The following is a 20497-nucleotide window of genomic DNA, read 5'->3' on the forward strand; positions in this document are numbered from 1 at the left end:
CTGAGGGCTCCCCTCACGGACCTCCGCCGCTGCGCCCGGCGGGCCGCTTCTGAGAAATCGTGAAGTCCCTCCGAGGCCACTTCAGGCACACATATTTGCTATCGCGAAGAGAGGGTTCATGTCCGAGCAGGCACAGAATCACCCCGCCCATGCCGTTCCGCCCTGGCTGGTGCGGGTCGTCCGGCAGCCGGGGCCGAGGCCGTTGTTCGAAAGGGCCGAGGCCGCGGTGCCCGGCGGCGCGAAACTGGTCGCGCTGGCGGTCGCGGTCGCCGGGGCGGTCGTCGTGCCGGTGGACCGGCCCGGGATCGGCTGGGTCCTGGCCCTGCTGATCGCGGCCGGAGTGCTCCTGGCGTGCGCGAAACTGCGCGGCAGGCAAGAACGGACGGCCAAGGCGAGACGCTGGCGGCAGGCCGCGTGGGCGTTGATGGCGATCGCCCTGCTCGCGGTCGGAGCCCTGCGAGCGGCCGAGTGGTTGTTCGCGTTGTGCGCGGCGGGAGCGGCAGCCACGGCATCGCTCGCCGTCGTCGGCAAGCGGACTGTGCACGGCACGACGTACGACGTTCTCGCCGTGCCGCTCGAAGCGTTCCGCGCGGTGCCGTGGCTGCTCCGCCGCAGGCCACGCCCCGGCGGGCAACGCGGACGGGTTCTCGGGGCGGTGCTGCTGTCCGGGCTGGTCCTGGTGGTCTTCTTGCCGTTGCTGATCAGCGCGGATCCTCGCTTCGCGCAGTTCGTCGGCGACCTTGTCCCGGAGGTGCGTCCGGGTTCGGTCGTCCAAGCCGCGCTGGTGTTCGTCGTGGCCTTCGCCGCGATGGCAGCCGTCTTCCTGATCTCCACGGAACCCTTGCCGGAACGGGAAAACCGGAGAACCACGCTCGGCGACCGGCTGTCGTGGACGTCCTCGCTGGGCACCTTGGCGGTGGTGTTCACCGCCTACGTCGGAGTGCAAGCGACTGCACTTTTCGGCGGCACGGACTACGTCCTCCGCACCGACGGCCTCACCTCGGCGGACTACGCGCGCGGCGGTTTCTGGCAGCTCTGCGTCTGCACAGTGCTAACCCTCGGCATCGTCGCCGCGGCGCTGCGCTGGGCGCCGAAAGCCACCCGCGCCGACCGGACGGTCCTGCGCGCGCTGCTCGGTGCGCTGACCGTGCTAAGCCTGGTCGTGGTGCTGTCCGCTTTGAGTCGCATGTGGACCTACCAGCAGGCGTACGGATTCACGGTGCTGCGCTTGCTTGTGGAGGTGTGCGAGATCTGGCTGGGCGTGGTGTTCGTCCTGATCGGAGCGACGCTGGGCACCCTCCGCCCCGGCTGGCTGCCCCGCGCGGCGATCGCCGCCGCCGCACTGGCGTTGCTGGGACTGGCCGCGGCGAATCCGGAGGCGGCGATCGCGGACGCCAACCTGGACCGGGCGGCGCAGGGCAAGCCGCTCGACGTCCGCTACCTGAGCCGGTTCTCCGCCGACGTGGCGCCGGTCGTGGCAAGCCGCCGCCCCGACGCGGCTTGCCTGTTGCGCCCGCTCGCCCATTCCCTGCCCGACGACGCTTGGCCAGCCTGGAACTGGAGCCGTTCCCGGGCCCGGGAGATCATCCGGTCGGGGCCGCTGTGCGTGTGACGGGTTCCGGTCCGGGCGCGGTCAGCCAAGGGTGCTTCGGCCTCCGGAGATGGGTCTCGGGGCCACCGTGCAGTGATGATGCACCTGGCTGCGGCGTCGGGAGTCAGCTCCGTGGCACCGAACGGGCTTTCCTGGTCGATGCCCACGTCCGCGTCGACGGAGAACCGGCGAGCGTCCGCGGCCCGCTCCCACCGGAATGTTCGCCGCGGCAAGCGATTCCAGGGCTGCCGGAACCGCTTCCCGCGTCCGCCCGACGTTAAAGCGCGAACACTCCGTTCGACTGGCTGTCCGCCGCGCACTTGTTCGGGTACGTCGCCCGGTACGTCACCGGCGTGCCCCGCCAGCTGCCCTGTGCCGTGACGTCCACCGGCGAGTAGATCATCGTGCACTTCTGCCGACGCGGGGAGATGCGGGAGAAATCGCCGTTGACCGCTTCGAGGGTCGCGCAGGCGGCGTCGCGGTGGCGGTGCGTGCCGCCGGTGGGTTCGCAGGTCAGGGACGCGCTCGTGACGCGCCCGGAAGTCTCGTGCATGGTCAGCTGCAGCATCGACTCCGGGACGTGCGGTGCGGCCAGGCCGCCGAAACCGATCAAGGCAGCTGCGACCGGAGCGAAGGAAGAGAACACCATACGAGGGATATCGGCGCCGCGGACCCGATCACTGTGCTCCTCGTCCGGGTGGGTTTTCCTCGCTCGGACGGGTGGCGGTGCCGAGGTCGTGCGCCAGCAATGCCACGTACAGCGACAACATCGACTCCGGATCTTCCAGTCGCACTCCCAGCACCTGTTCGATGCGGGCGAGTTGCTGGTAGTACGCGGTCCGCGAGGTGTGGGCGGCGACGGCCGCGGCGGACTTGTTGCCGCCGTGCGCGCAGTAGTGCCGCAGCGCGGAGACGAGACGACTGCCGGAAGCAGCGTCGCGTTCGAGGAGCGGGCCTAGTTCTCGCGCGGCGAAGGCGTGGACGCGCTCGTCGTCGGCGAGAAGGTGCAGCAGGCCGCGTAGCCGAACATCCTTGAGACGGTGCAACGGTTGGTCGTCGTCCTCATCGAGGGCGGCGGCAGCGACGTGTGCGGCTTCGACCAAGGTGCGTTGTGCCTCAGCAGGTCCCGTGACAGTCGTGCCTACGCCGATGGCGGCTGGTGCGGACGCGCGCGCGTCGTGGATGTCAGTGGCAAGGCGCTGGAGCACGGCGTCAGCGTTGGCGTCCGGCGAGAGGGCGAGAAGCGCGCGTACGGCGGTCTCGTCCGTCGACACCAGCGCGGAAACCTTCGCGCGACGCGTCGCGAGAGCAGTCGCTTCGGCCAGTTCGCGCAACAGTGGCGGCGTCGACAGCGTCGGTCGCGTAGTCGCGGTAATGCGCGGCCTCACCGCGAGACCGACCAACTGCCGACCGGTCAACGGCACAGCTAGCGCAGAAGAGCGCGCGAGGATTTCGGCTGTCGGCGCGGGAGAATTCAGCAACTCGGTCAAGACCGCGCGGTGTGCTTGTCGTTCGAGGGTGTCGGAGTCGCGCGTCACGAGACGGTGCACCGCGAGCGCGGACGCTGCTCGTTCGGCGACCACCTGATACCGATGCGGTGGCGGTTCGGCGCACACCAGCACCAGCCGTCCCCAGTCGTGGCCGCGCGCGCCGACGACGGTGACGAGCCAGCCCGCCGCCGAGTGGTATCCGGTGCGCTCGCCGACCTGCACCACTCGCGACCGCGCCGGCCAGCCGATCAGCAGTTCGCCCGGATCGGTGCCCGCAGTGTCGTAGGCGAGGACTTCGTGTTCCAGGGTTTCCAGCACGACCGGCTGTTCGGTCAACCGCGCCACCTCGGCGAGCACCGCCGCAGGCTCGGCACCGGCGACGGTCAGCGACGTAAACGTCTCGTGCACCCGCTCCGCCGCCCGAAGCTCGGCGAGCTGCGCGTCCACGATCATTCCGTTCACTGCCTCGGTCACCGCGACATAGCGCGTCTCGAGGGACAGCGTCACGAGCGGCAATCCCCGCTGCTCAGCCGCCGTCACGAGAGCTTGCGGCAGCCGGTCGTTCCAGTGCCGCACGAGCTCGACCACCAGGCCCGCGACGCCCACGTCGGCGAGATCGGCGACGTACCGGGTCAGCGTCGCGTCGTCGTCCGGGAGCGCGACACCGGTGGTGAGCACGAGTTCTCCGCCGCGCAGCAGGTGCGCGATGTCGGCGACCTCGGCCGCGTGCGCCCAGCGGACTCGCCGTTCGAGCCCGGTGCTGCCCGCGACCACGCGCGGACAGCCCTGGCGCAGCACCGGCAACGCGAGCGCCTCGGCGACGGTCGGGTACATCGGTCCCCCTTGCTGGCCGGCCAGGGCACAGACTGTACGGCGGAGAGGGGTAGTCCGTACACGTTGTCGATGGCGGACCCGGGTGCCGCGCCCGGAGACTCGGGGGCACCCGACCGGAAGGAGCGGACGTCGTGACCGACCGCATCAGCCATTGGATCGACGGCAAGCCGGTCGTCGGCTCCGGACGCACCGGCGACGTGTACGACCCGGCTACCGGCCAGGTCAGCGCGCAGGTGGACTTCGCGGGACCGGCCGAGGTGGACCAAGCCGTGGCCGCCGCGACCGCCGCGCTGCCGGGCTGGCGGGGCACGTCGCTCGCCGGACGCACGCGCGTGCTGTTCGCCTTCCGCGAGCTGCTTCAGGCACGCAAACACGAACTGGCGAAGATCGTGACGAGCGAGCACGGCAAGGTCGAATCGGATGCTGCGGGCGAAGTCGCGCGCGCGATCGAAAACGTCGAATACGCGTGCGGCGCGGCGCAAATGCTGAAGGGCGGCTTCAGCGAGAACGCTTCCACGGGCGTCGACGTCTACTCGATCGCGCAGCCGCTCGGCGTGGTCGGCGTGATCTCGCCGTTCAATTTCCCGGCGATGGTGCCGCTCTGGTTCGTGCCGAACGCGTTGGCGTGCGGCAACACCGTCGTGCTCAAGCCAAGCGAGAAGGACCCGTCCGCGGCGCTGTTCATCGCCGAACTGCTCGCCGAAGCGGGCCTGCCGTCAGGTGTGTTCAACGTGCTGCAGGGCGACAAAGTCGCGGTCGACGGCCTTCTCGCGCACCCGGACGTCAAGGCGATCTCCTTCGTCGGCTCGACCCCGATCGCCCGCTACGTCTACGAAACCGGCACCAGCCACGGCAAGCGAGTGCAGGCGCTCGGCGGGGCGAAGAACCACATGGTCGTGCTGCCGGACGCCGACCTCGACCTGGCCGCCGACGCCGCCGTCTCGGCCGGCTTCGGATCGGCGGGGGAGCGGTGCATGGCGGTTTCGGTGGTGGTCGCCGTGGAGCCGATCGCGGACGAACTGGTGGCCAAAATCGTTGACCGGATGCGGAAACTGCGCGTCGGAGACGGACGCAAGCCGTCGTCGGAGATGGGACCGCTGGTCACCAGGGCGCACCACGAGCGAGTTGCGTCCTATGTGGACGCGGGAGTGGCCGAAGGCGCGGAACTGGTGATGGACGGCCGGGGCGTGGAAGCAGACGGCGCGAACGACGGTTTCTGGCTCGGCCCCACTCTTTTCGACCGGGTCACTCCCAGTATGTCGGTCTACACCGACGAAATCTTCGGCCCCGTGCTGTCCGTCGCGCGAACGACGACCTTCGACGACGCGCTAGCGCTCATCAACGCCAACCCGTACGGCAACGGAACCGCGATCTTCACCGGCGACGGACGGGCGGCGCGCCGCTTCCAGAACGAGGTCGAAGTGGGCATGGTGGGCGTCAACGTGCCGATCCCGGTCCCGGTCGGCTACTACTCCTTCGGCGGCTGGAAAGACTCCCTGTTCGGCGACACGCACGCGTACGGGCCGGAGGGGTTCCACTTCTTCACCCGCACCAAAGTGGTCACCTCGCGGTGGCCGGACACCTCGCATGCCGGGGTGAACCTGGGGTTCCCGAAGAACTCCTGAACCGGATTCACCACACGCCGTTCTCGCCGACGATGCTCGCCACCGAGCCGCTGTTCCCCAGCAGGCACACCGCGAGCACCCGCTCGGCAGCCAGCCGTTCGCCCCGGGCCGCATTGAGCTCATGGGTGCGGCCGCCCACACGGAGCTGCCATTTCTCGACCGTGCCCGGGCCGCGCGGCGTGTGCTTGAACCCGACCGGGTAGTCGTCGGTGATCGGGCCGGCGCCGAAATCGTGCGCCGGCCCGGAGACGACTGTCAGCGGCGCACGGCAGTCGGCGAGCTCGCGACGTCCGAACCGGATCGCCAGCGCGACGACCACGGCGGCGAACGCCACCGCCCACGAAGCGGACGCGCTGAAGCCGGACTTGACGACCGCCACGACCGCGATCGCCACTTCGATCGCAACGAACACCCAGACCGCCCAAAAGAACCAGCCGAGGACCGCTCCGCGCTGGCTCCGGTGCAGTCTCCCGGCGAGATTGGCGGCGGCGACCTCGCCGGGATCAGCATTCACGGTCATGCCGCGATCACGTTGACCAGGATTTTGCTGCGCGGGACGAAGACCGCGCCGTTGGCCCGCCCGCCGAGCACCCGGCGCTTCAGGTCGGGATCGAGCCGATAGCTCTTCCCGTTCACGACGAGGTAGGTGAAGGGGATCCGTTCCGTGATCTCGTACAGGTACATCGGGGGCAGTACGCCGGACGGCCGGTGCTGCACATGGCCGAAATCGTGCGTCAAGCCCGTCACCACGTCGACCTTGCCCCCGCGCCAGTCCGCCAGCCGCCGCCCGATCGCCCGCCCGGGATACACCGCGAGGACCAGGAAGACCAGTGACATCACGTACAGGGGCGCGTTCTTCGACCAGTAGGACACCAGCGGCTTGCCGAAGTAAGCGTTGAGATTGTTGGTGGCCTGGATCATGGCTGGGCTGATGCCGAACCAGATCGGGGTCAGGACCGCCAGCGCGACGAGAACGAGCAGCACCAGGACGAGCGTCCAGAAATTGGCGTCCAGCACCATTCGCCGCTGGGACGGATGCAGTTTGCCTTCGCGGTTGGCCTGGTCCGCGGCTGCTTGCACAGCTTCCTGGGTCACTCGCCGGAGCCGCCCTTCGCCTCCTTGGCCTCGCGTTCCTTCTTGGCGGCTTCGGACGCTTCGGAGTATCGGTCGTACTGTTCGTTCTCCTGCCGCCGGGTCTCGGCACCGACGCCGACCGTGTCGGCGGGGCTCCACTTCGGCACGCCGCCCTCCGCTTCTTTCCAGCCCTTCGGGCTGAGCACGCTGCGGCCGTCCTCCGAGTAGGTCTCTCCCCACTCGTTGACCCGGTCCTTCCACTTCTCGTTCAGCGGCGCCTGCACCTTCTCCTTGGCCGCTTCCTTCCAGCGGTCGGCCTTGACCTCGGCGGACTCGGCCTTGCCCGCGTCCTTCAGCTCTCCGGCCTTCTTCTCCAGGTTGATGCCCACGTCGACGCTCTTGTCGGTGATCTTGCCCGCCGACTTGCCGACCTTGCGCAGCGCGTTCGCGGCCTGCTCGATCGCCGCCTTCGACTTGCCCGCGCTCTCCGCGAGCTTGTCCAGCTTCTCCACGACCTTCGCGATCCGGGTGGCGATCTTCTCCGCCAGGATCCCGCCGTTGACGATGGTGTCGGCGATGAACGCGGCCACCGTGCCGCCGAGAGTGCACCACGACGAAGCGAGCGCGGCGAGGCCCTTGATGATCAGCTCGCCGACGAACGACGAGATCATGTCGCGGATCAGCCCGCGTTCGGTGCCGACCAGGGCGCCGGCGACGTTCATCGCGGTGGACGCGCCGTTGGCCTGCCCGGCCGCGTTGCGGAGCTTGTCCACGTAGTCTTTCGCCCGGCCCTGGTAGGCCTGGCCGCCCTGGCCTTGGAAGTTCGGTGCCACCTTGCCCGCGGCCTGCTCGTACTTGTCCGCGCTCTCGGCGAGCTGCTTCGCGACGTTCGACCAGGTCACGGCCTTGGCGGTGACCGCTTCCGGATTGCCGGCGAGCTGGTCGAGTCCCTCCTTGAGGAAGCTGATGTGCTCGATCAGCCAGCCGACGCCCGCGCTGGCCAAGCCGCCCAGCGGGTCCATCGCCACGCCGAGCAGGTCGAGCGCGTCGGTCACCCCGTCGACGGCGAGGTTGCCCCAGTCGCCGTGCCGGAGGTCGGTCTGTGTCGCGGAGAGATCGTTGACGATGCCCGCACCGGAGGTCTGGGCGTTGAGGTTGTCCAGCTCGTTCGAGGACGACCCCATGTTCGTGCTGAAGCCGCTCGGCGATTCCGACTTGGCGACCAGCGGGTTTTCCTGTGTCTCGGTCATTCCGGCAGCTCCTTGCCGAGGCCGTTGATGTGGCCGACAGTCTGTTGCTCGTGCCTGTCGTAGTGATCGTGCGCCTGTTGCAGCAGGTTCGCGATCTCGTCGCCTTCGCCCGCCAGGTCCGTCACGAACGAGGTCGCCACGGACATCCAGATCTGCAGCGGCATCGCGAACACCTGGCCGACGATGCCGAACGCGTCGTCGCCGAACGACTGGCCGGACTCGGTGGCCTGCGCCGCGGTGTGCACGCCGGCCGCGATGTCCTCGACCTCGCCCTTGTGCGCGCGCAGCGCCGGCAGGTCGACCTTCGATCCGTCTGCCATCAGTTCCTCCCCAGGAACGAGCCGCCGCCGTAGTAGTCGTCGTCATCTGTCGGGTCCGGCGCCGGGCGGGCGGGGCGTGCGGGCCGGGACGGCGGAGCGGGCGGGGCCGCGGGCCGGGCGGGCGGGGCGGAATCGTCCTGGGCGTCGAAGAATTGCGGCTGCGGCGGTGCCGGCGGGGCCGTTTCCTCCGGAATCTCCGGCTCCGGGATCTGCTCTTCGAGGAATTTCATCGCGTCGCTGTTCTCGCCGATCACCGGTGCCATGATCGCGGTCAGCTGCTGCGCCGCCTGGGCCTGGGCGCGCCGGGCGGTGGCCAGCACGGCGGCCGCGAGGGCGGCTCGCGGCATCTCGTCCGCGCGGGAGCCGAACTGGAGTTCCTGCAGCGCACCGGCGGTGTTGACGGTCGCGGTGACCGCGCCGTCCGGGCTCGTCGCGGTCGCCGACACGTGCTTCAGCCGTTCCTGGGCCTCCGCGGCCCGCTGCCGGATTTCGGCGATTTCGGGAGAAAGTGCGTTCATGTCGGCCGCTGCTTTCGGATCGAGTTGTGCATAGTCGTTCCGAGGCAGAAAACCGGGTTCCGGTTCCCCGTGCAAGCTAAGTTCCGAGTTGCCCGGTTCGTCGTCATTAAGAATCATTTGCCCGTCATTTACCTCGCGCCGCCCGGACCGGAGGGCGCGCCGGGCACTGCCGGGTCCGTAAACTCGGTGTGAGTAGCAGGAGGACCGCGAAGGAGGTGCCGGTGGCGAACACGGAAGAGCGTCGCTTCGAGGTGCTGCGCGCGATCGTCGCCGATTACGTGTCGAACCAGGAGCCGGTCGGGTCGAAGACGATCGTCGAGCGGCACAACCTCGGTGTTTCCAGCGCCACCGTGCGCAACGACATGGCCGCGCTGGAGGAAGAGGGCTACATCGCCCAGCCGCACACCAGCGCCGGCCGGATCCCGACCGACAAGGGGTACCGCCTGTTCGTCGACCGGCTCTCGGAGATCAAGCCGCTGTCGGCGGCCGAGCGGCGCGCGATCACCAGCTTCCTCGACTCCGGCACCGACCTCGACGACGTGCTGCGCCGGTCGGTCCGGCTGCTCGCGCAGCTCACCCGCCAGGTCGCGGTGGTGCAGTACCCGATGCTCACCAACACCGTGGCGCGGCACCTCGAAGTGGTCCCGCTCACGCCCGCGCGGCTCATGCTCGTGCTGATCACCGACTCCGGCCGCGTCGACCAGCGCACCGTCGACCTCGGCGACGTGGTCACCGAGGAGACCGTGCTGCGCCTGCGCACCGTGCTCAACGGCGCGCTCGCCGGGCGGCGGCTGGCCGACGCGGCGGCGAACGTGGCCGAGCTGCCCGACGGCGCGCCCCCGGACCTGCGCGACCACCTCACCCGGATCTGCACCACGCTGGTCGAATCGCTGGTCGAGCACCCCGAAGAGCGGATCGTGCTCGGCGGCACCGGCAACCTGACCCGCAACGTCGCGGACTTCCCCGGATCGCTGCGCCAGGTGCTCGAAGCGCTCGAGGAACAGGTGGTGGTGCTGAAGCTGCTCGCCGCGGCCCGCAACCCCGGTGCGGTCACCGTGCTCATCGGTGAGGAAAATGAGGACGAGCAGATGCGCAGCACCTCGGTCGTGTCCATCGGCTACGGCCGGGACGACATGCTGCTCGGGGGGATGGGCGTCGTCGGGCCGACCAGGATGGACTACCCGGGCACGATCGCGGCGGTCCAGGCGGTCGCCAACTACGTGGGGCAGATCCTGTCCGGCCGCTGACCGGCGGCAGGCCGGGGACGTGGCGGAACACGAAGGAGAAGGCAGAGCAACGTGGCGAGGGACTACTACGGGATCCTCGGGGTGGCCAAGAACGCGAGCGATCAGGAGATCAAGCGCGCGTACCGCAAGCTGGCCCGCGAGCTCCACCCCGACGTGAACCCGTCGGAGGACGCCCAGCACCGCTTCGGCGAGGTGACCACCGCGTACGAGGTGCTCTCCGATCCGCAGAAGCGCAAGATCGTCGACCTCGGCGGCGACCCGATGGACACGGGCGGCCGGGGCGGCGGGGGCGGCGACCCCTTCGCCGGCTTCGGCGGGCTCGGCGACATCATGGACGCCTTCTTCGGAGCGGCCGGCGGGGGCGGCGGACGGGGCCGCGGGCCGCGCAGCCGCGTCCAGCCCGGCTCCGACGCGCTGATCCGGCTCGGCCTCACCCTCGAGGAGTGCGCGACCGGCGTCGACCGCGAGATCACCGTCGACACCGCGATCGTCTGCGACCTGTGCCGCGGCGCGGGCACCGCCGAGGGCACGAGCACCAAGACCTGCGACACCTGCGGCGGGGCCGGCGAGGTCCAGTCCGTGCAGCGGTCGTTCCTCGGCCAGGTCGTCACCGCGCGCCCGTGCCCGGTGTGCCGCGGCTTCGGCGAGGTCATCCCCGACCCGTGCCGCCAGTGCGGCGGCGACGGCCGGATCCGGTCGCGGCGCGGCGTCACCGCGAAGATCCCGCCCGGCGTCGGCGACGGCATGCGGATCCGGCTGTCCGGCCAGGGCGAGGTCGGCCCCGGCGGCGGCCCGGCGGGCGACCTCTACGTCGAGATCGACGAGGCCCCGCACGAGGTGTTCGTCCGCGAGGGCAACGACCTGCACTGCAACTTCCGCATCCCGATGACCACCGCGGCACTCGGCGCGACGGTCCCGATCGCCACGCTGATCGACGGCGACTACGAACTCGACATCGAACCCGGCACCCAGCCCAACACCGAACTGGTGCTCACCGGCAAGGGCATGCCGCGGCTGCGCTCGTCCGGCCGCGTCGACGGCCGCGGCGACCTGCACGTGCACATCGACGTCGTGGTGCCGACCAAACTCGACGAGGCCCAGCGCGACCTGCTCGTCGACCTGGCCCAGCAGCGCGGCGAAGAAGTCCCGACGCTCGCCGCCAACGGCAGCAAGCACGGCGGCCTGTTCTCCAAGCTGCGCGCGAAGAACCGCTGACGGTGCCGGACACCACCCTGCCGGTCTTCCTCGCCCCGGCCGTGCCCGCCGAAGGCCGGGCGCTGCTCGACGGCGAGGAAGCCCGGCACGCGGCCACCGTGCGCCGGCTGCGCGTGGGGGAGCAGCTCGTGCTCTCCGACGGGGCCGGCGCGATGGCCCGCTGCGCCGTGGACGCGGTCGAAGCGGGCCGGGCGGCGTCGGTCACCCTCACCGTTCTCGAGCGCTGGCAAGAAGAACCGCCCGCGCTGCGCGTCCACGTCGCCCAGGCGCTCGCCAAAGGCGACCGCGGAGAACTGGCCGTCGAACTGGCCACCGAAGCCGGCGCGGACGCGATCGTGCCCTGGCGCGCCGCCCGCAGCGTCGCCCGCTGGGACGACGGACCCCGCGGCGAGAAAGCCCTCGCCCGCTGGCGCGCCACCGCCCGCTCGGCCGCGAAACAAGCCCGCCGAGCCCACGTGCCCGCCGTCGCCGAACCCGTCGGCACGCGCGAACTCGCCCAGCTCGCCGCGACGATGTCCGCGACGCTCGTCCTCGAATCCGGCGTCACCAGCAAACTCACCGACCTCGACCTCCCCGACGGCGGCGACCTCCTCCTCGTCGTCGGCCCCGAAGGCGGCATCACCGACGAGGAACTCGCCCTCCTCGAACAAGCCGGAGCCACCACGGTCCGCCTCGGCCCGACCGTCCTCCGCACCTCCACCGCGGCAGCCGTCGCACTCGGCGCGTTAGGCGTCCTCACCGGCCGCTGGCACTGACGCGAACCCGGAAAACCCGGCAGAACCCCTCAATATCCGCCCCAGGTGATGGCGCGTCGCACCCCCGCCAGCTACTCTGCACGGCAACGCGCGAACCCAAGGGTTTCACCCCGCCCCCAGGCGGGCATTACTCTTGAGTACGAACCCGAACCCCGCCGGGCACCTCCCCCCTCGGTCCGGCGGAGCCGCGGCGGCGGTGGAGCGACCCCCAGGCTCCACCGCGCCGCGGCGTCTTCGTATCGCCTGGCGGCGATCCTTCGCTGCTGCGGTTCCGGCTATTACTCCCGGGGGGCCGAGCCCCCCGGACCCCCGCGGTGCGGTGGTTGCGTTTGTGCGTCCGTTGCGGTAGTGCGTGGGGTGGTTGAGTGCCGTGCGTCCGTCGCGTTAGTGCGTGGGTGTGGCGCTTTGTAGGGTGTTGCCATGAGTGATGCGGGTGCTGCGGAGACTTTGTTCGAGCGGATCATCGCTGGGGAGATTCCGGCGGACGTCGTGTACCAGGACGACAGCACGTTCGCGTTCCGGGACATCAATCCGCAGGCGCGGGTGCACGTGCTCGTCGTGCCGCGGAAGAGGTACCGGAACGTGGGGGAGCTGGCCGAGGGGGACCCGGAGCTGCTGTCCCGCGTGCTGTTGACGGCGCGGAAGGTCGCGGAGATCGAGGGGATCGCCGAGAGCGGGTATCGGGTCGTGTTCAACACCGACGCCGACGCCGGGCAGACCGTGTTCCACGTGCACGCCCACGTGCTCGGCGGCGAGCAGCTGGGGTTGTTCGGGAAGCCGCAGGGCGGAGTGCACTGAAACCGGGCTGCGGGGCGGGGATCAGGACAAGTAGCATTCAAGGGTCCCCGTACGCCGACTTGCGAAGTGCGCAGAAAGCAGGACCGAGGCCACGTGGCCGGAACTGAGACAGGTGGAGCCGCCCGAGCTGACAATCGGGTATCGGCCGAGGCAACCGCCGCTGGGGCGGCACAGGTTCGATTCCCGATCCCGGAAGCGGCCCAGCTGAGCCTGCTGGGGTCCCGGGACGAAAATCTGCGGGTCGCCGAGGAACTGCTGGCCGCCGACGTGCACGTGCGCGGCAACGAGGTCACGCTCACCGGCGCCGCCGCGGACGTCGCGTTCGCGGAACGCGTGTTCACCGAGCTGGTGCAGCTCGCCGGCGGCGGGCAGCAGGTCGGGCCGGACACCGTGCGGCGCACCGTGGGGATGCTGTCCAGCGGCGACGCCTCGCCCGCCGAAGTGCTGAGCCTCAACATCGTGTCGCGGCGCGGCAAGACCATCCGGCCCAAGACGCTGAACCAGAAGCGCTACGTGGACGCGATCGACAAGCACACGATCGTGTTCGGGATCGGGCCCGCCGGCACCGGCAAGACGTACCTCGCGATGGCGAAAGCCGTGCAGGCGCTGCAGGCCAAGCAGGTCACGCGGATCGTGCTGACCCGCCCCGCGGTCGAAGCCGGCGAGCGGCTCGGGTACCTGCCGGGCACCTTGAACGAGAAGATCGACCCGTACCTGCGCCCGCTCTACGACGCGCTGCACGACATGGTCGAGCCGGAGTCGATTCCGCGGCTCATGCAGGCGGGCACGATCGAAATCGCGCCGCTCGCCTACATGCGGGGCAGGACGCTGAACGACGCCTTCATCATCCTCGACGAGGCGCAGAACACCACGCCCGAGCAGATGAAGATGTTCCTCACCCGCCTCGGCTTCGGGGCCAAGATCGTCGTCACCGGCGACATCACCCAGATCGACCTCCCCGGCGGGCAGCGCAGCGGGCTCCGCGTCGTGCGCGACATCCTCGGCGGCGTCGAGGACCTGCACTTCGCCGAGCTCACCAGCCAGGACGTCGTCCGGCACAAACTGGTCGGCGACATCGTCGACGCGTACGAGAAGTGGCAGGCCGTGCAGGACGCGCAGGAGCAGCAGACCGGCGGCTGGAAAGGCACCCGCCGATGAGCATCGAGATCGCCAACGAATCCGGCGTCGACGTCGACGAGGCGTCCATCGTCTCCGCCGCGCGCTACACCCTCGAGAAAATGGAGGTCAGCCCGCTCGCCGAGCTGTCCATCCTGTGCGTGACCCTCGAGGTGATGGAAGACCTCCACGAACGCTGGATGGACCTGCCCGGGCCCACCGATGTCATGGCCTTCCCGATGGACGAGCTCGACTCCTCCCGCCGCCCCGACGCGCCCGACTCGTCCCCCGCCCTGCTCGGCGACATCGTGCTCTGCCCGGCCTTCGCGAAAGACCAGGCGAAAACCGCGGGCCACCGGCTGATCGACGAACTGCACCTGCTCACCGTCCACGGCTGCCTCCACCTCCTCGGCTACGACCACGCCGAACCCGCCGAGGAACGCGAGATGTTCGGGCTGCAGAAGCGGATCCTCGGCGAATTCCAGGCCGCGGTCGCCGCGCACGAGGCCCGCAACGTGCAACGCGACGTCGACGACCGGGTGCTCGGCATCGCCGGGCTCGACGCACCGCGGCCCGGGGAAACGCCCTAGGCTCCGACCATGGGAAACCCCCCAGCACAGGTCGTCATCGCGGTGACGCTCGTGCTGCTCGCGGGCGTGTTCGCGGCCGCGGACGCCGCGGTCGGCACGGTGTCGCAGGCCAGGGTCGACGGCCTCGTCCGCAACGGCCGCGTCGGAGCCCGCCAGCTCGCCGCGGTCGTCGCCGAACGCCGCAGGCACATCAACCTGCTGCTCCTGCTGCGGCTCGCCTGCGAACTCACCGCCACGGTGCTGGTCACCGTGTCCTTCGTCGCCTGGTTCGACCGGCTGTGGCTCGCCATCCTGGTGTCCGCGGTCGTCATGGTCGTGGTCAGCTACGTCCTCATCGGCGTCGGCCCGCGCACCATCGGCCGCCAGCACCCCTACCGCGTCGGCACGATCGTCGCCGGACCGGTCCGCGCGCTCGGCACCGTCCTCGGCCCGCTGTCGCGGCTGCTGATCGTGCTCGGCAACGCGATCACCCCCGGCCGCGGCTTCCGCGAAGGCCCGTTCACCTCCGAGGTCGAACTGCGCGAACTGGTCGACCTCGCCCAGGAACGCGGCGTCGTCGAGGACTCCGAACGCGAGATGATCCACTCGGTGTTCGAACTCGGCGACACCGTCGCCCGCGAGGTCATGGTGCCGCGCACCGAAATCGTGTGGATCGAGCGCACCAAAACCGTGCGCCAGGCCCTCGCGCTCGCGCTGCGCACCGGCTTCACCCGCGTCCCGGTGATCGACGAGTCGGTGGACGACATCGTCGGCGTGGTCAACATCAAAGACCTCATGCCCGAGTACATGGGCCCGGACGGGCCGAGCACGGTCGTCGACGCGGTGATGAACCCAGCCAGCTTCGTGCCCGACTCCAAACGGCTCGACGAGCTGCTCAAGGAAATGCAGCGCACGCACAACCACATGGCGATCGCCGTGGACGAGTACGGCGGCACCGCGGGCCTGCTCACCATCGAGGACATCCTCGAGGAGATCGTCGGCGAGATCACCGACGAATCCGACGCCGACGAGCGCCCCGAGGTCGAGGAGCTCGAGGACGGTTCGGTCCGGGTGTCGTCCCGGCTCAGCATCGACGACCTCGGCGAACTGTTCGGCATCGACCTCGAGGACCACGACGTGGAGACCGTGGGCGGGCTGCTCGCCGAGCGACTGGGTAGGGTCCCGCTGCCGGGGGCCGAAGCCGAGGTCGCCGGTCTTCGGCTGTTCGCCGAAGGGGGCAAGGACCGCCGCGGCCGGATGCGCATCACGTCCGTGGTCGTCCGGCCGTCCTCCGCGCGCCCGCGCACCCGCCCGCCCCAGCCCGAAGAGCACGACAGGAGAGTCGAACATGCCTGACCTCGACGCCGAGGACCAGAAGCTGGTCACGCTGGCCCGTTCGGCCCGCGCGCGCACCGGTGCCGCGGAAGGCGCCGCGATCCGCGACAGCGACGGCCGCACCTACGCCGCCGCCACCGTCGACCAGCCGTCGTTCAAGCTCACCGCCGTGCAGGCCGCCGTCGCCGCCGCGCTGTCCAGCGGCGCCGAGGGCATCGAAGCCGCCGCGGTCGTCACCGCTGACGCGCTGGTCGCCGAGGCGTCGATGCACGCGGTCCGCGACGTCACCAAGGCCGCGCCGATCATCTTCGCCGATCCGTCCGGCGCCGTGGTCGAGGTGCTGCACTCGTGACCGAACCGCACCGTTCCGGTTTCGCCTGCTTCGTCGGCCGCCCCAACGCGGGCAAATCGACGCTCACGAACGCGCTCGTCGGCACGAAGGTCGCGATCACGTCCAGCAAACCGCAGACCACCCGGCACGCCATCCGCGGCATCGTCCACCGCGAAGACGCGCAGCTGGTGATCATCGACACCCCCGGCCTGCACCGCCCGCGCACGCTGCTCGGCCAGCGGCTCAACGACGTCGTGCACGAGACCTGGTCCGAAGTGGACGTCGTCGGGTTCTGCGTGCCCGCCAACGAGAAAATCGGCCCCGGCGACCGGTTCATCGCCGCCGAGCTGAAGAAGATCGCCCGGCGCACCCCGGTGATCGGCGTCGTCACCAAGACCGACCTCGTGAAGCCCGAACAGGTCGCCGAGCAGCTGGTCGCGCTGCAAGAGGTGATGGAGTTCGCCGACCTCGTGCCGGTGTCCGCTGTGGACGGTTTCCAGGTGCGGACGGTCGCCGACCTGCTGGTGCAGCGCCTGCCCGAGGGACCGCAGCTGTACCCGGGCGGCGAACTCACCGACGAGCCCGAGCAGACCCTCGTCGCCGAGCTGATCCGCGAAGCCGCGCTCGAAGGCGTCCGCGACGAGCTGCCGCACTCCATCGCGGTGACCGTCGAGGAGATGATCCCGCGCGAAGACCGCGACGACCTCATCGACATCCACGCGCTGCTGTACGTGGAACGGCCCAGCCAGAAGGGGATCATCCTCGGGCACAAGGGCGAACGGCTGCGCGAGGTCGGCGCGACCGCGCGCAAGCACATCGAACGGCTGCTCGGCACGAAGGTGTATCTCGACCTGCACATCAAGGTGGCCAAGGACTGGCAGCGGGACCCGAAGCAGCTGCGCAGGCTGGGTTTCTGACCGGTTGTGATCGTGCCCGGCGGCGCGGGCGGGTAGCGTCAGGCCGAACCGCACCCGATTCGTCCAGGGGGACCGCATGACCGGCCCGTATCCGCCGCAGGGCCCGTACCCGCCTTCGTACGGTTACCCGCCGCAGTATCCGCCGCCGCCGGACAGCAACCTGGTGTGGGCGATCCTGGCGACGGTGTTCTGCTGCCTGCCGCTGGGCATCGTCGCGATCGTCAAGGCCAGCCAGGTGAACACCTTGTGGTACCAGGGATACGCGGCCGAAGCGCACCGCGCGGCGGACGAGGCGCGCAAGTGGGCGATGTGGTCGGCGCTCAGCGTCGCCATCCTGATCGGGCTGTACGTGATCGTCGCGCTCGTGGTGTTCCTGATCGCCGGGAGCGCGATCTGGTGGCCGCATTGAGCACCGTCTACACCGGACTGCCCGCGCGCGGAACCCGTGCGGTGGCAAAGGCTCTCGCCGGTCCCGCGGCCGCGGCCGGAGGGGTCGGCCTCGCGTGCGTCGCGGTGTGGTTCGGCGATCCGACCACTCCCGGCGGGCCGCTCCCGGTGTGCCCGACGAAGCTGCTTTTCGGGATCGACTGCCCCGGCTGCGGCGGGATGCGCATGGCATACAGCGTGCTGCACGGCGATTTTTCCGCGGCACTGCACTACAACGCGGTGGCTTTGGCGTTCGTCGCCCTCTTCGCGTGGAGCGGTCTCGCCTGGACGATGGGACGGCTGCGCGGCCGGACGATGCGGTCGTGGCTGCACTGGCGGTGGACGCCGCACGTCGTCGCGGTCGTGTTCGTCTTGTGGTTCGTGGTGCGCAATCTTCCGTTCGCGCCGTTCACCAGCCTGTTCGTCTGAGTTCGCCTCGTTTTCGCTGTCCCGGGAACCGATTCGGCCGCTGTCGCGTCCACTGTGTCACCCGATGCGGACACCTGCTCGGCCTCGCCGCGCCGAACGAGGTACGCTCCCGCGCACCGACGTGTCCGCCGCGGACACGACGTGGGTCAGCTCGCGCGCCGAGACCAGCAACGAGGGGGACACTCGATGACCTATCCCTACGGCCAGCCCGGCGGCCCGCCTCAAGGCGGACCGCCGTTCGGCACGCCGCCGGGACAGCAGGTGCCGGGCGGCTACCCCCAGCCCGGTTCCGGGCAGCAGAACCCGTACGGCCCCGGCAAGGTCTACGCGGACTGGGGCCAGCGCGCCGGCGCCTACCTCATCGACTTCGCCCCGCTCCTGGCGGGGCTCCTGATCGCTCTGCTCGTGTCGATGGCGTCGGGCATCGCGGGCACGATCGTCTACGCCCTCGCGATCCTCGGCAATCTCGCCTGGACGGTCTTCAACCGCTGGATCAACGGGGGCAACACCGGCCAGTCGCTGGGCAAGCGGATCGTCGGCATCAAACTCGTCAGCGAGGCCACCGGCGAGCCGATCGGGGCCGGGATGGCGTTCGTCCGCGACATCGCGCACGCACTGGACAACATGGCCTGCGCCCTCGGCTACCTGTGGCCGCTGTGGGACGACAAGGCGCAGACGTTCTCGGACAAGATCCTCAGCACGATCGTGGTGCCCGCCGGTTCCGCGCCGTCGGGTGCGCCGGGCGGATTCGGCCAGCAGGGCGGCTTTCCCGGCCAGTCCGGCGGATTCGGGCAGCCCGCCGGTTTCTCGGGCCAGCCCGGCGGATTTCCCGGGCAACCCGGTCAGCCGGGCGGTTTCCCGGGGCAGCCGGGTCCCGCGCCGCAGCCGGGATTCGGGCAGCCCGCCTCGGGCGGGTTCCCCGCGCAGCCGTCGCCGTACGGCGGATTCCCCGCCGCACCGCCCGGATCCGGCGCTCCGCAGCCGGGATTCGGGCAGCCGCCGGTCCCGGGAACGCCGCCGCAGCAAGGATTCGGGCAGCCGGGCGGTGCGCCGCAGCCCGCGTTCGGCCAGCCGGGAGTTCCGCCGCAGCCCGCGTTCGGGCAGCCGAACCAGCCCGGTCCGCCGAACCAGCCGCCGGGCCCGACGCCGTTCGAGCAGCCCGAGCCGACGCAGGTCGTGCGCCCGCCCGCACCCCGGCAACCGCCGTCCGAAGCGCTCGGCGCCGCTGAGCGCACCCAGGTCGTACCGCCTTCCGGGGAGCCGGAAGCGACGCAGATGATCAAGCCGGAAACGCCTGAATCCGGTCCGGCCCAGTCCTGATCCGCACCGGATCACGGTAAGCACGAGGAACTCGGGGGAACCCAGATGACCAATCCCTACGGCCAGCCCCAGCAGCCCTACGGCGGCCAGCCGCAGCAGCCCTACGGCCAGCAGCCGTACCCGCAGTCCGGTGCGACGCCGGCGCAGCCGTACCCGCAGCAGCCCTACGGCCAGCCCGCGCCGTACGGCCAGCCCGCCTTCGGCGGCGCGCCCGGCGGCGACCTGAGCTCCATCAAGGACTACAAGGGCTGGGCGATCGGCTGCATCTTCCTGATGTGGATCATCGCGATCTTCGCGATCATGAAGTCGAACGAAGTCCAGAGCTACAAGATGCAGGGCAACGCCGCGATGGCCCAGCAGGCGTCGCAGACGACGAAGACGCTGTGTCTGGTCGCCACCATCCTCGGGGCGCTGGGCTGGGTCGTCGCGATCATCATGATCATCATCAGCCTCGTGGCCGCGTCCGAGGTGCACAGCTACTACTGCACCGGCAGCTACTGCTGAACCAGGGTGTCCCGCCCCGGCATCGTCGGAGAAGTGCGACGATGTCGGGGTGGTGAACCTCTACCGCGACACCGGGGTGGTGCTGCGCACGCACAAGCTGGGCGAGGCCGACCGGATCGTCACCCTGCTCACGAAACGGCACGGCAAGGTCCGGGCCGTCGCGAAGGGCGTGCGGCGCACGTCGTCGCGGTTCGGAGCGCGGCTGGAGCCGTTCGGGCACGTCGACGTGCAGTTCTATCCCGGCCGGTCGCTCGACGTCATCACCCAGGTCGAGACCGTCGACGCGTTCGCCCTGCCGCTCGTGGCCGACTACCAGCGCTACACCGCGGCGTCGGCGATCGCGGAAACCGCGGACCGGCTCTCGGCTGAAGAGGGCGAACCGGTCATGAAGCTGTATCTGCTGGTCGTGGGCGCGTTGCGGGCCCTGGCCGGCGGTCAGCGGGACGCGTCGCTGGTGCTCGACGCGTTCTTCCTCCGGGCCATGGCCTACGCCGGCTGGGCGCCGGCGATCACCGAATGCGCGCGCTGCGGCCTGCCCGGCCCGCACGCCGCGTTCAACGTCGCCGCGGGCGGCTCGATGTGCCCGGACTGCCGCATCGCGGGCTCGGTGCATCCCGCGCCCGAGGTGCTGACGCTGCTGGAAGCGCTGCTGCAGGGGGAGTGGGCGGTCGCCGAGTCGTCGCCCGGGATCACCCGCCGGGACGCGTCCGGCCTGGTCGCGGCGCATCTGCAGTGGCATCTGGAACGGCAGCTGCGGTCGCTCCCGCTCGTGGAGCGGCGTGCCCGGGAGGCCGCCGGGCCGGGCCCAGTAGGGTCGGCCGGGTAGGAAGTCC

At 70.3% G+C, this 20497-nt stretch carries 23 protein-coding genes; 16 read left to right on the forward strand and 7 right to left on the reverse strand.

The window, feature by feature from the left end; genetic code table 11:
• Window positions 1-118: 118 nt before the first annotated feature.
• A complete protein-coding gene (locus H5411_RS14720) occupies window positions 119-1612 on the forward strand; it encodes a DUF4153 domain-containing protein (RefSeq protein WP_183124104.1) in 1494 nt (497 codons plus the stop codon).
• Between the two features lie 256 nt (window positions 1613-1868).
• Here H5411_RS14720 and H5411_RS14725 read toward each other — a convergent pair whose 3' ends face one another.
• The gene (locus H5411_RS14725; protein WP_183124105.1) at window positions 1869-2240 is read right to left on the reverse strand and encodes an SSI family serine proteinase inhibitor; all 372 of its coding nucleotides are present in this window, start codon (window positions 2238-2240) and stop codon (window positions 1869-1871) included.
• Window positions 2241-2268: 28 nt separating this feature from the next.
• Complete coding sequence (locus H5411_RS14730; protein ID WP_183124106.1) at window positions 2269-3915, reverse strand: PucR family transcriptional regulator; 1647 nt, start codon at window positions 3913-3915, stop codon at window positions 2269-2271.
• 131 nt (window positions 3916-4046) lie between these two features.
• On the opposite strand from H5411_RS14730, the gene H5411_RS14735 reads away from it, so the two are divergent.
• Window positions 4047-5540, forward strand: a complete 1494-nt coding sequence (locus H5411_RS14735) for a CoA-acylating methylmalonate-semialdehyde dehydrogenase (protein ID WP_183124107.1) — start codon at window positions 4047-4049, stop codon at window positions 5538-5540.
• Between the two features lie 7 nt (window positions 5541-5547).
• On the opposite strand, the gene H5411_RS14740 is transcribed toward H5411_RS14735, so the two are convergent.
• From H5411_RS14740 to H5411_RS14760, 5 genes are read right to left on the reverse strand one after another with little or no spacing between them, the layout of a single operon-like run.
• Window positions 5548-6060 (reverse strand): hypothetical protein, encoded by a 513-nt coding sequence (locus H5411_RS14740; RefSeq protein WP_183124108.1) that lies wholly within the window; start codon window positions 6058-6060, stop codon window positions 5548-5550.
• On the reverse strand, window positions 6057-6635 hold the full coding sequence (locus H5411_RS14745) for a hypothetical protein (protein ID WP_183124109.1): 579 nt from the start codon (window positions 6633-6635) through the stop codon (window positions 6057-6059). The genes H5411_RS14740 and H5411_RS14745 overlap by 4 nt, the downstream gene beginning before the upstream one ends.
• Window positions 6632-7864, reverse strand: a complete 1233-nt coding sequence (locus H5411_RS14750) for a PPE domain-containing protein (RefSeq protein ID WP_183124110.1) — start codon at window positions 7862-7864, stop codon at window positions 6632-6634. The genes H5411_RS14745 and H5411_RS14750 overlap by 4 nt, the downstream gene beginning before the upstream one ends.
• On the reverse strand, window positions 7861-8184 hold the full coding sequence (locus tag H5411_RS14755) for a type VII secretion target (protein ID WP_101434298.1): 324 nt from the start codon (window positions 8182-8184) through the stop codon (window positions 7861-7863). The genes H5411_RS14750 and H5411_RS14755 overlap by 4 nt, the downstream gene beginning before the upstream one ends.
• Window positions 8184-8702: a YbaB/EbfC family nucleoid-associated protein gene (locus H5411_RS14760; RefSeq protein WP_183124111.1), complete on the reverse strand. Its 519-nt coding sequence runs from the start codon at window positions 8700-8702 to the stop codon at window positions 8184-8186. The genes H5411_RS14755 and H5411_RS14760 overlap by 1 nt, the downstream gene beginning before the upstream one ends.
• 221 nt (window positions 8703-8923) lie before the next feature.
• Here H5411_RS14760 and hrcA point away from each other — a divergent pair, with 221 nt between their 5' ends.
• The 14 genes from hrcA (at window position 8924) to recO (ending at window position 20490) form a co-directional block, all read left to right on the forward strand.
• Window positions 8924-9949, forward strand: coding sequence for a heat-inducible transcriptional repressor HrcA (gene hrcA, locus H5411_RS14765; RefSeq protein ID WP_101434300.1), 1026 nt, complete (start codon window positions 8924-8926; stop codon window positions 9947-9949).
• 51 nt (window positions 9950-10000) lie between these two features.
• Window positions 10001-11164, forward strand: a complete 1164-nt coding sequence (dnaJ, locus tag H5411_RS14770) for a molecular chaperone DnaJ (RefSeq protein WP_183124112.1) — start codon at window positions 10001-10003, stop codon at window positions 11162-11164.
• Window positions 11165-11166: 2 nt separating this feature from the next.
• Complete coding sequence (locus tag H5411_RS14775; RefSeq protein ID WP_101434301.1) at window positions 11167-11919, forward strand: 16S rRNA (uracil(1498)-N(3))-methyltransferase; 753 nt, start codon at window positions 11167-11169, stop codon at window positions 11917-11919.
• A 420-nt stretch (window positions 11920-12339) separates the two neighbouring features.
• Window positions 12340-12717 carry a histidine triad nucleotide-binding protein gene (locus H5411_RS14780; protein WP_183124113.1) on the forward strand — a complete coding sequence of 126 codons (378 nt, stop codon included), beginning with the start codon at window positions 12340-12342 and terminating at the stop codon, window positions 12715-12717.
• Between the two features lie 93 nt (window positions 12718-12810).
• Entirely contained in the window at window positions 12811-13875 is a 1065-nt protein-coding gene (locus H5411_RS14785) for a PhoH family protein (RefSeq protein WP_101434303.1), read from the forward strand.
• Entirely contained in the window at window positions 13872-14423 is a 552-nt protein-coding gene (ybeY, locus tag H5411_RS14790; RefSeq protein WP_037362443.1) for an rRNA maturation RNase YbeY, read from the forward strand. Before H5411_RS14785 ends, ybeY begins: the two co-directional genes overlap by 4 nt.
• 9 nt (window positions 14424-14432) lie before the next feature.
• The gene (locus tag H5411_RS14795) at window positions 14433-15758 is read left to right on the forward strand and encodes a hemolysin family protein (RefSeq protein ID WP_101434304.1); all 1326 of its coding nucleotides are present in this window, start codon (window positions 14433-14435) and stop codon (window positions 15756-15758) included.
• Window positions 15751-16089, forward strand: coding sequence for a cytidine deaminase (locus H5411_RS14800; RefSeq protein ID WP_101434305.1), 339 nt, complete (start codon window positions 15751-15753; stop codon window positions 16087-16089). Before H5411_RS14795 ends, H5411_RS14800 begins: the two co-directional genes overlap by 8 nt.
• Window positions 16086-16985 (forward strand): GTPase Era, encoded by a 900-nt coding sequence (era, locus tag H5411_RS14805; RefSeq protein ID WP_101434306.1) that lies wholly within the window; start codon window positions 16086-16088, stop codon window positions 16983-16985. Before H5411_RS14800 ends, era begins: the two co-directional genes overlap by 4 nt.
• Window positions 16986-17061: 76 nt before the next feature.
• On the forward strand, window positions 17062-17394 hold the full coding sequence (locus tag H5411_RS14810; protein ID WP_101434307.1) for a CD225/dispanin family protein: 333 nt from the start codon (window positions 17062-17064) through the stop codon (window positions 17392-17394).
• A complete protein-coding gene (locus H5411_RS14815; protein ID WP_101434447.1) occupies window positions 17391-17840 on the forward strand; it encodes a DUF2752 domain-containing protein in 450 nt (149 codons plus the stop codon). The genes H5411_RS14810 and H5411_RS14815 overlap by 4 nt, the downstream gene beginning before the upstream one ends.
• 186 nt (window positions 17841-18026) lie before the next feature.
• Window positions 18027-19160, forward strand: coding sequence for an RDD family protein (locus tag H5411_RS14820; RefSeq protein ID WP_101434308.1), 1134 nt, complete (start codon window positions 18027-18029; stop codon window positions 19158-19160).
• Window positions 19161-19205: 45 nt separating this feature from the next.
• Window positions 19206-19664 (forward strand): CD225/dispanin family protein, encoded by a 459-nt coding sequence (locus H5411_RS14825; protein WP_101434309.1) that lies wholly within the window; start codon window positions 19206-19208, stop codon window positions 19662-19664.
• Between the two features lie 49 nt (window positions 19665-19713).
• The gene (gene recO, locus H5411_RS14830) at window positions 19714-20490 is read left to right on the forward strand and encodes a DNA repair protein RecO (protein ID WP_101434310.1); all 777 of its coding nucleotides are present in this window, start codon (window positions 19714-19716) and stop codon (window positions 20488-20490) included.
• The last annotated feature ends 7 nt before the right edge of the window (window positions 20491-20497 follow it).

The sequence above is a fragment of the Amycolatopsis echigonensis genome, assembly GCF_014174495.1.
GTDB lineage: Bacteria > Actinomycetota > Actinomycetes > Mycobacteriales > Pseudonocardiaceae > Amycolatopsis > Amycolatopsis echigonensis.

Excerpts from the sequence above, each read along its gene's own strand:
- H5411_RS14720 (WP_183124104.1), top strand. The coding sequence starts at position 119 with ATGTCCGAGCAGGCACAGAATCACCCCGCCCATGCCGTTCCGCCCTGG.
- H5411_RS14725 (WP_183124105.1), bottom strand. The coding sequence starts at position 2,240 with ATGGTGTTCTCTTCCTTCGCTCCGGTCGCAGCTGCCTTGATCGGTTTC.
- H5411_RS14730 (WP_183124106.1), bottom strand. The coding sequence starts at position 3,915 with ATGTACCCGACCGTCGCCGAGGCGCTCGCGTTGCCGGTGCTGCGCCAG.
- H5411_RS14740 (WP_183124108.1), bottom strand. The coding sequence starts at position 6,060 with ATGACCGTGAATGCTGATCCCGGCGAGGTCGCCGCCGCCAATCTCGCC.
- H5411_RS14750 (WP_183124110.1), bottom strand. The coding sequence starts at position 7,864 with ATGACCGAGACACAGGAAAACCCGCTGGTCGCCAAGTCGGAATCGCCG.
- H5411_RS14755 (WP_101434298.1), bottom strand. The coding sequence starts at position 8,184 with ATGGCAGACGGATCGAAGGTCGACCTGCCGGCGCTGCGCGCGCACAAG.
- H5411_RS14760 (WP_183124111.1), bottom strand. The coding sequence starts at position 8,702 with ATGAACGCACTTTCTCCCGAAATCGCCGAAATCCGGCAGCGGGCCGCG.
- H5411_RS14780 (WP_183124113.1), top strand. The coding sequence starts at position 12,340 with ATGAGTGATGCGGGTGCTGCGGAGACTTTGTTCGAGCGGATCATCGCT.
- ybeY (WP_037362443.1), top strand. The coding sequence starts at position 13,872 with ATGAGCATCGAGATCGCCAACGAATCCGGCGTCGACGTCGACGAGGCG.
- H5411_RS14795 (WP_101434304.1), top strand. The coding sequence starts at position 14,433 with ATGGGAAACCCCCCAGCACAGGTCGTCATCGCGGTGACGCTCGTGCTG.
- H5411_RS14800 (WP_101434305.1), top strand. The coding sequence starts at position 15,751 with ATGCCTGACCTCGACGCCGAGGACCAGAAGCTGGTCACGCTGGCCCGT.
- H5411_RS14810 (WP_101434307.1), top strand. The coding sequence starts at position 17,062 with ATGACCGGCCCGTATCCGCCGCAGGGCCCGTACCCGCCTTCGTACGGT.
- H5411_RS14820 (WP_101434308.1), top strand. The coding sequence starts at position 18,027 with ATGACCTATCCCTACGGCCAGCCCGGCGGCCCGCCTCAAGGCGGACCG.
- H5411_RS14825 (WP_101434309.1), top strand. The coding sequence starts at position 19,206 with ATGACCAATCCCTACGGCCAGCCCCAGCAGCCCTACGGCGGCCAGCCG.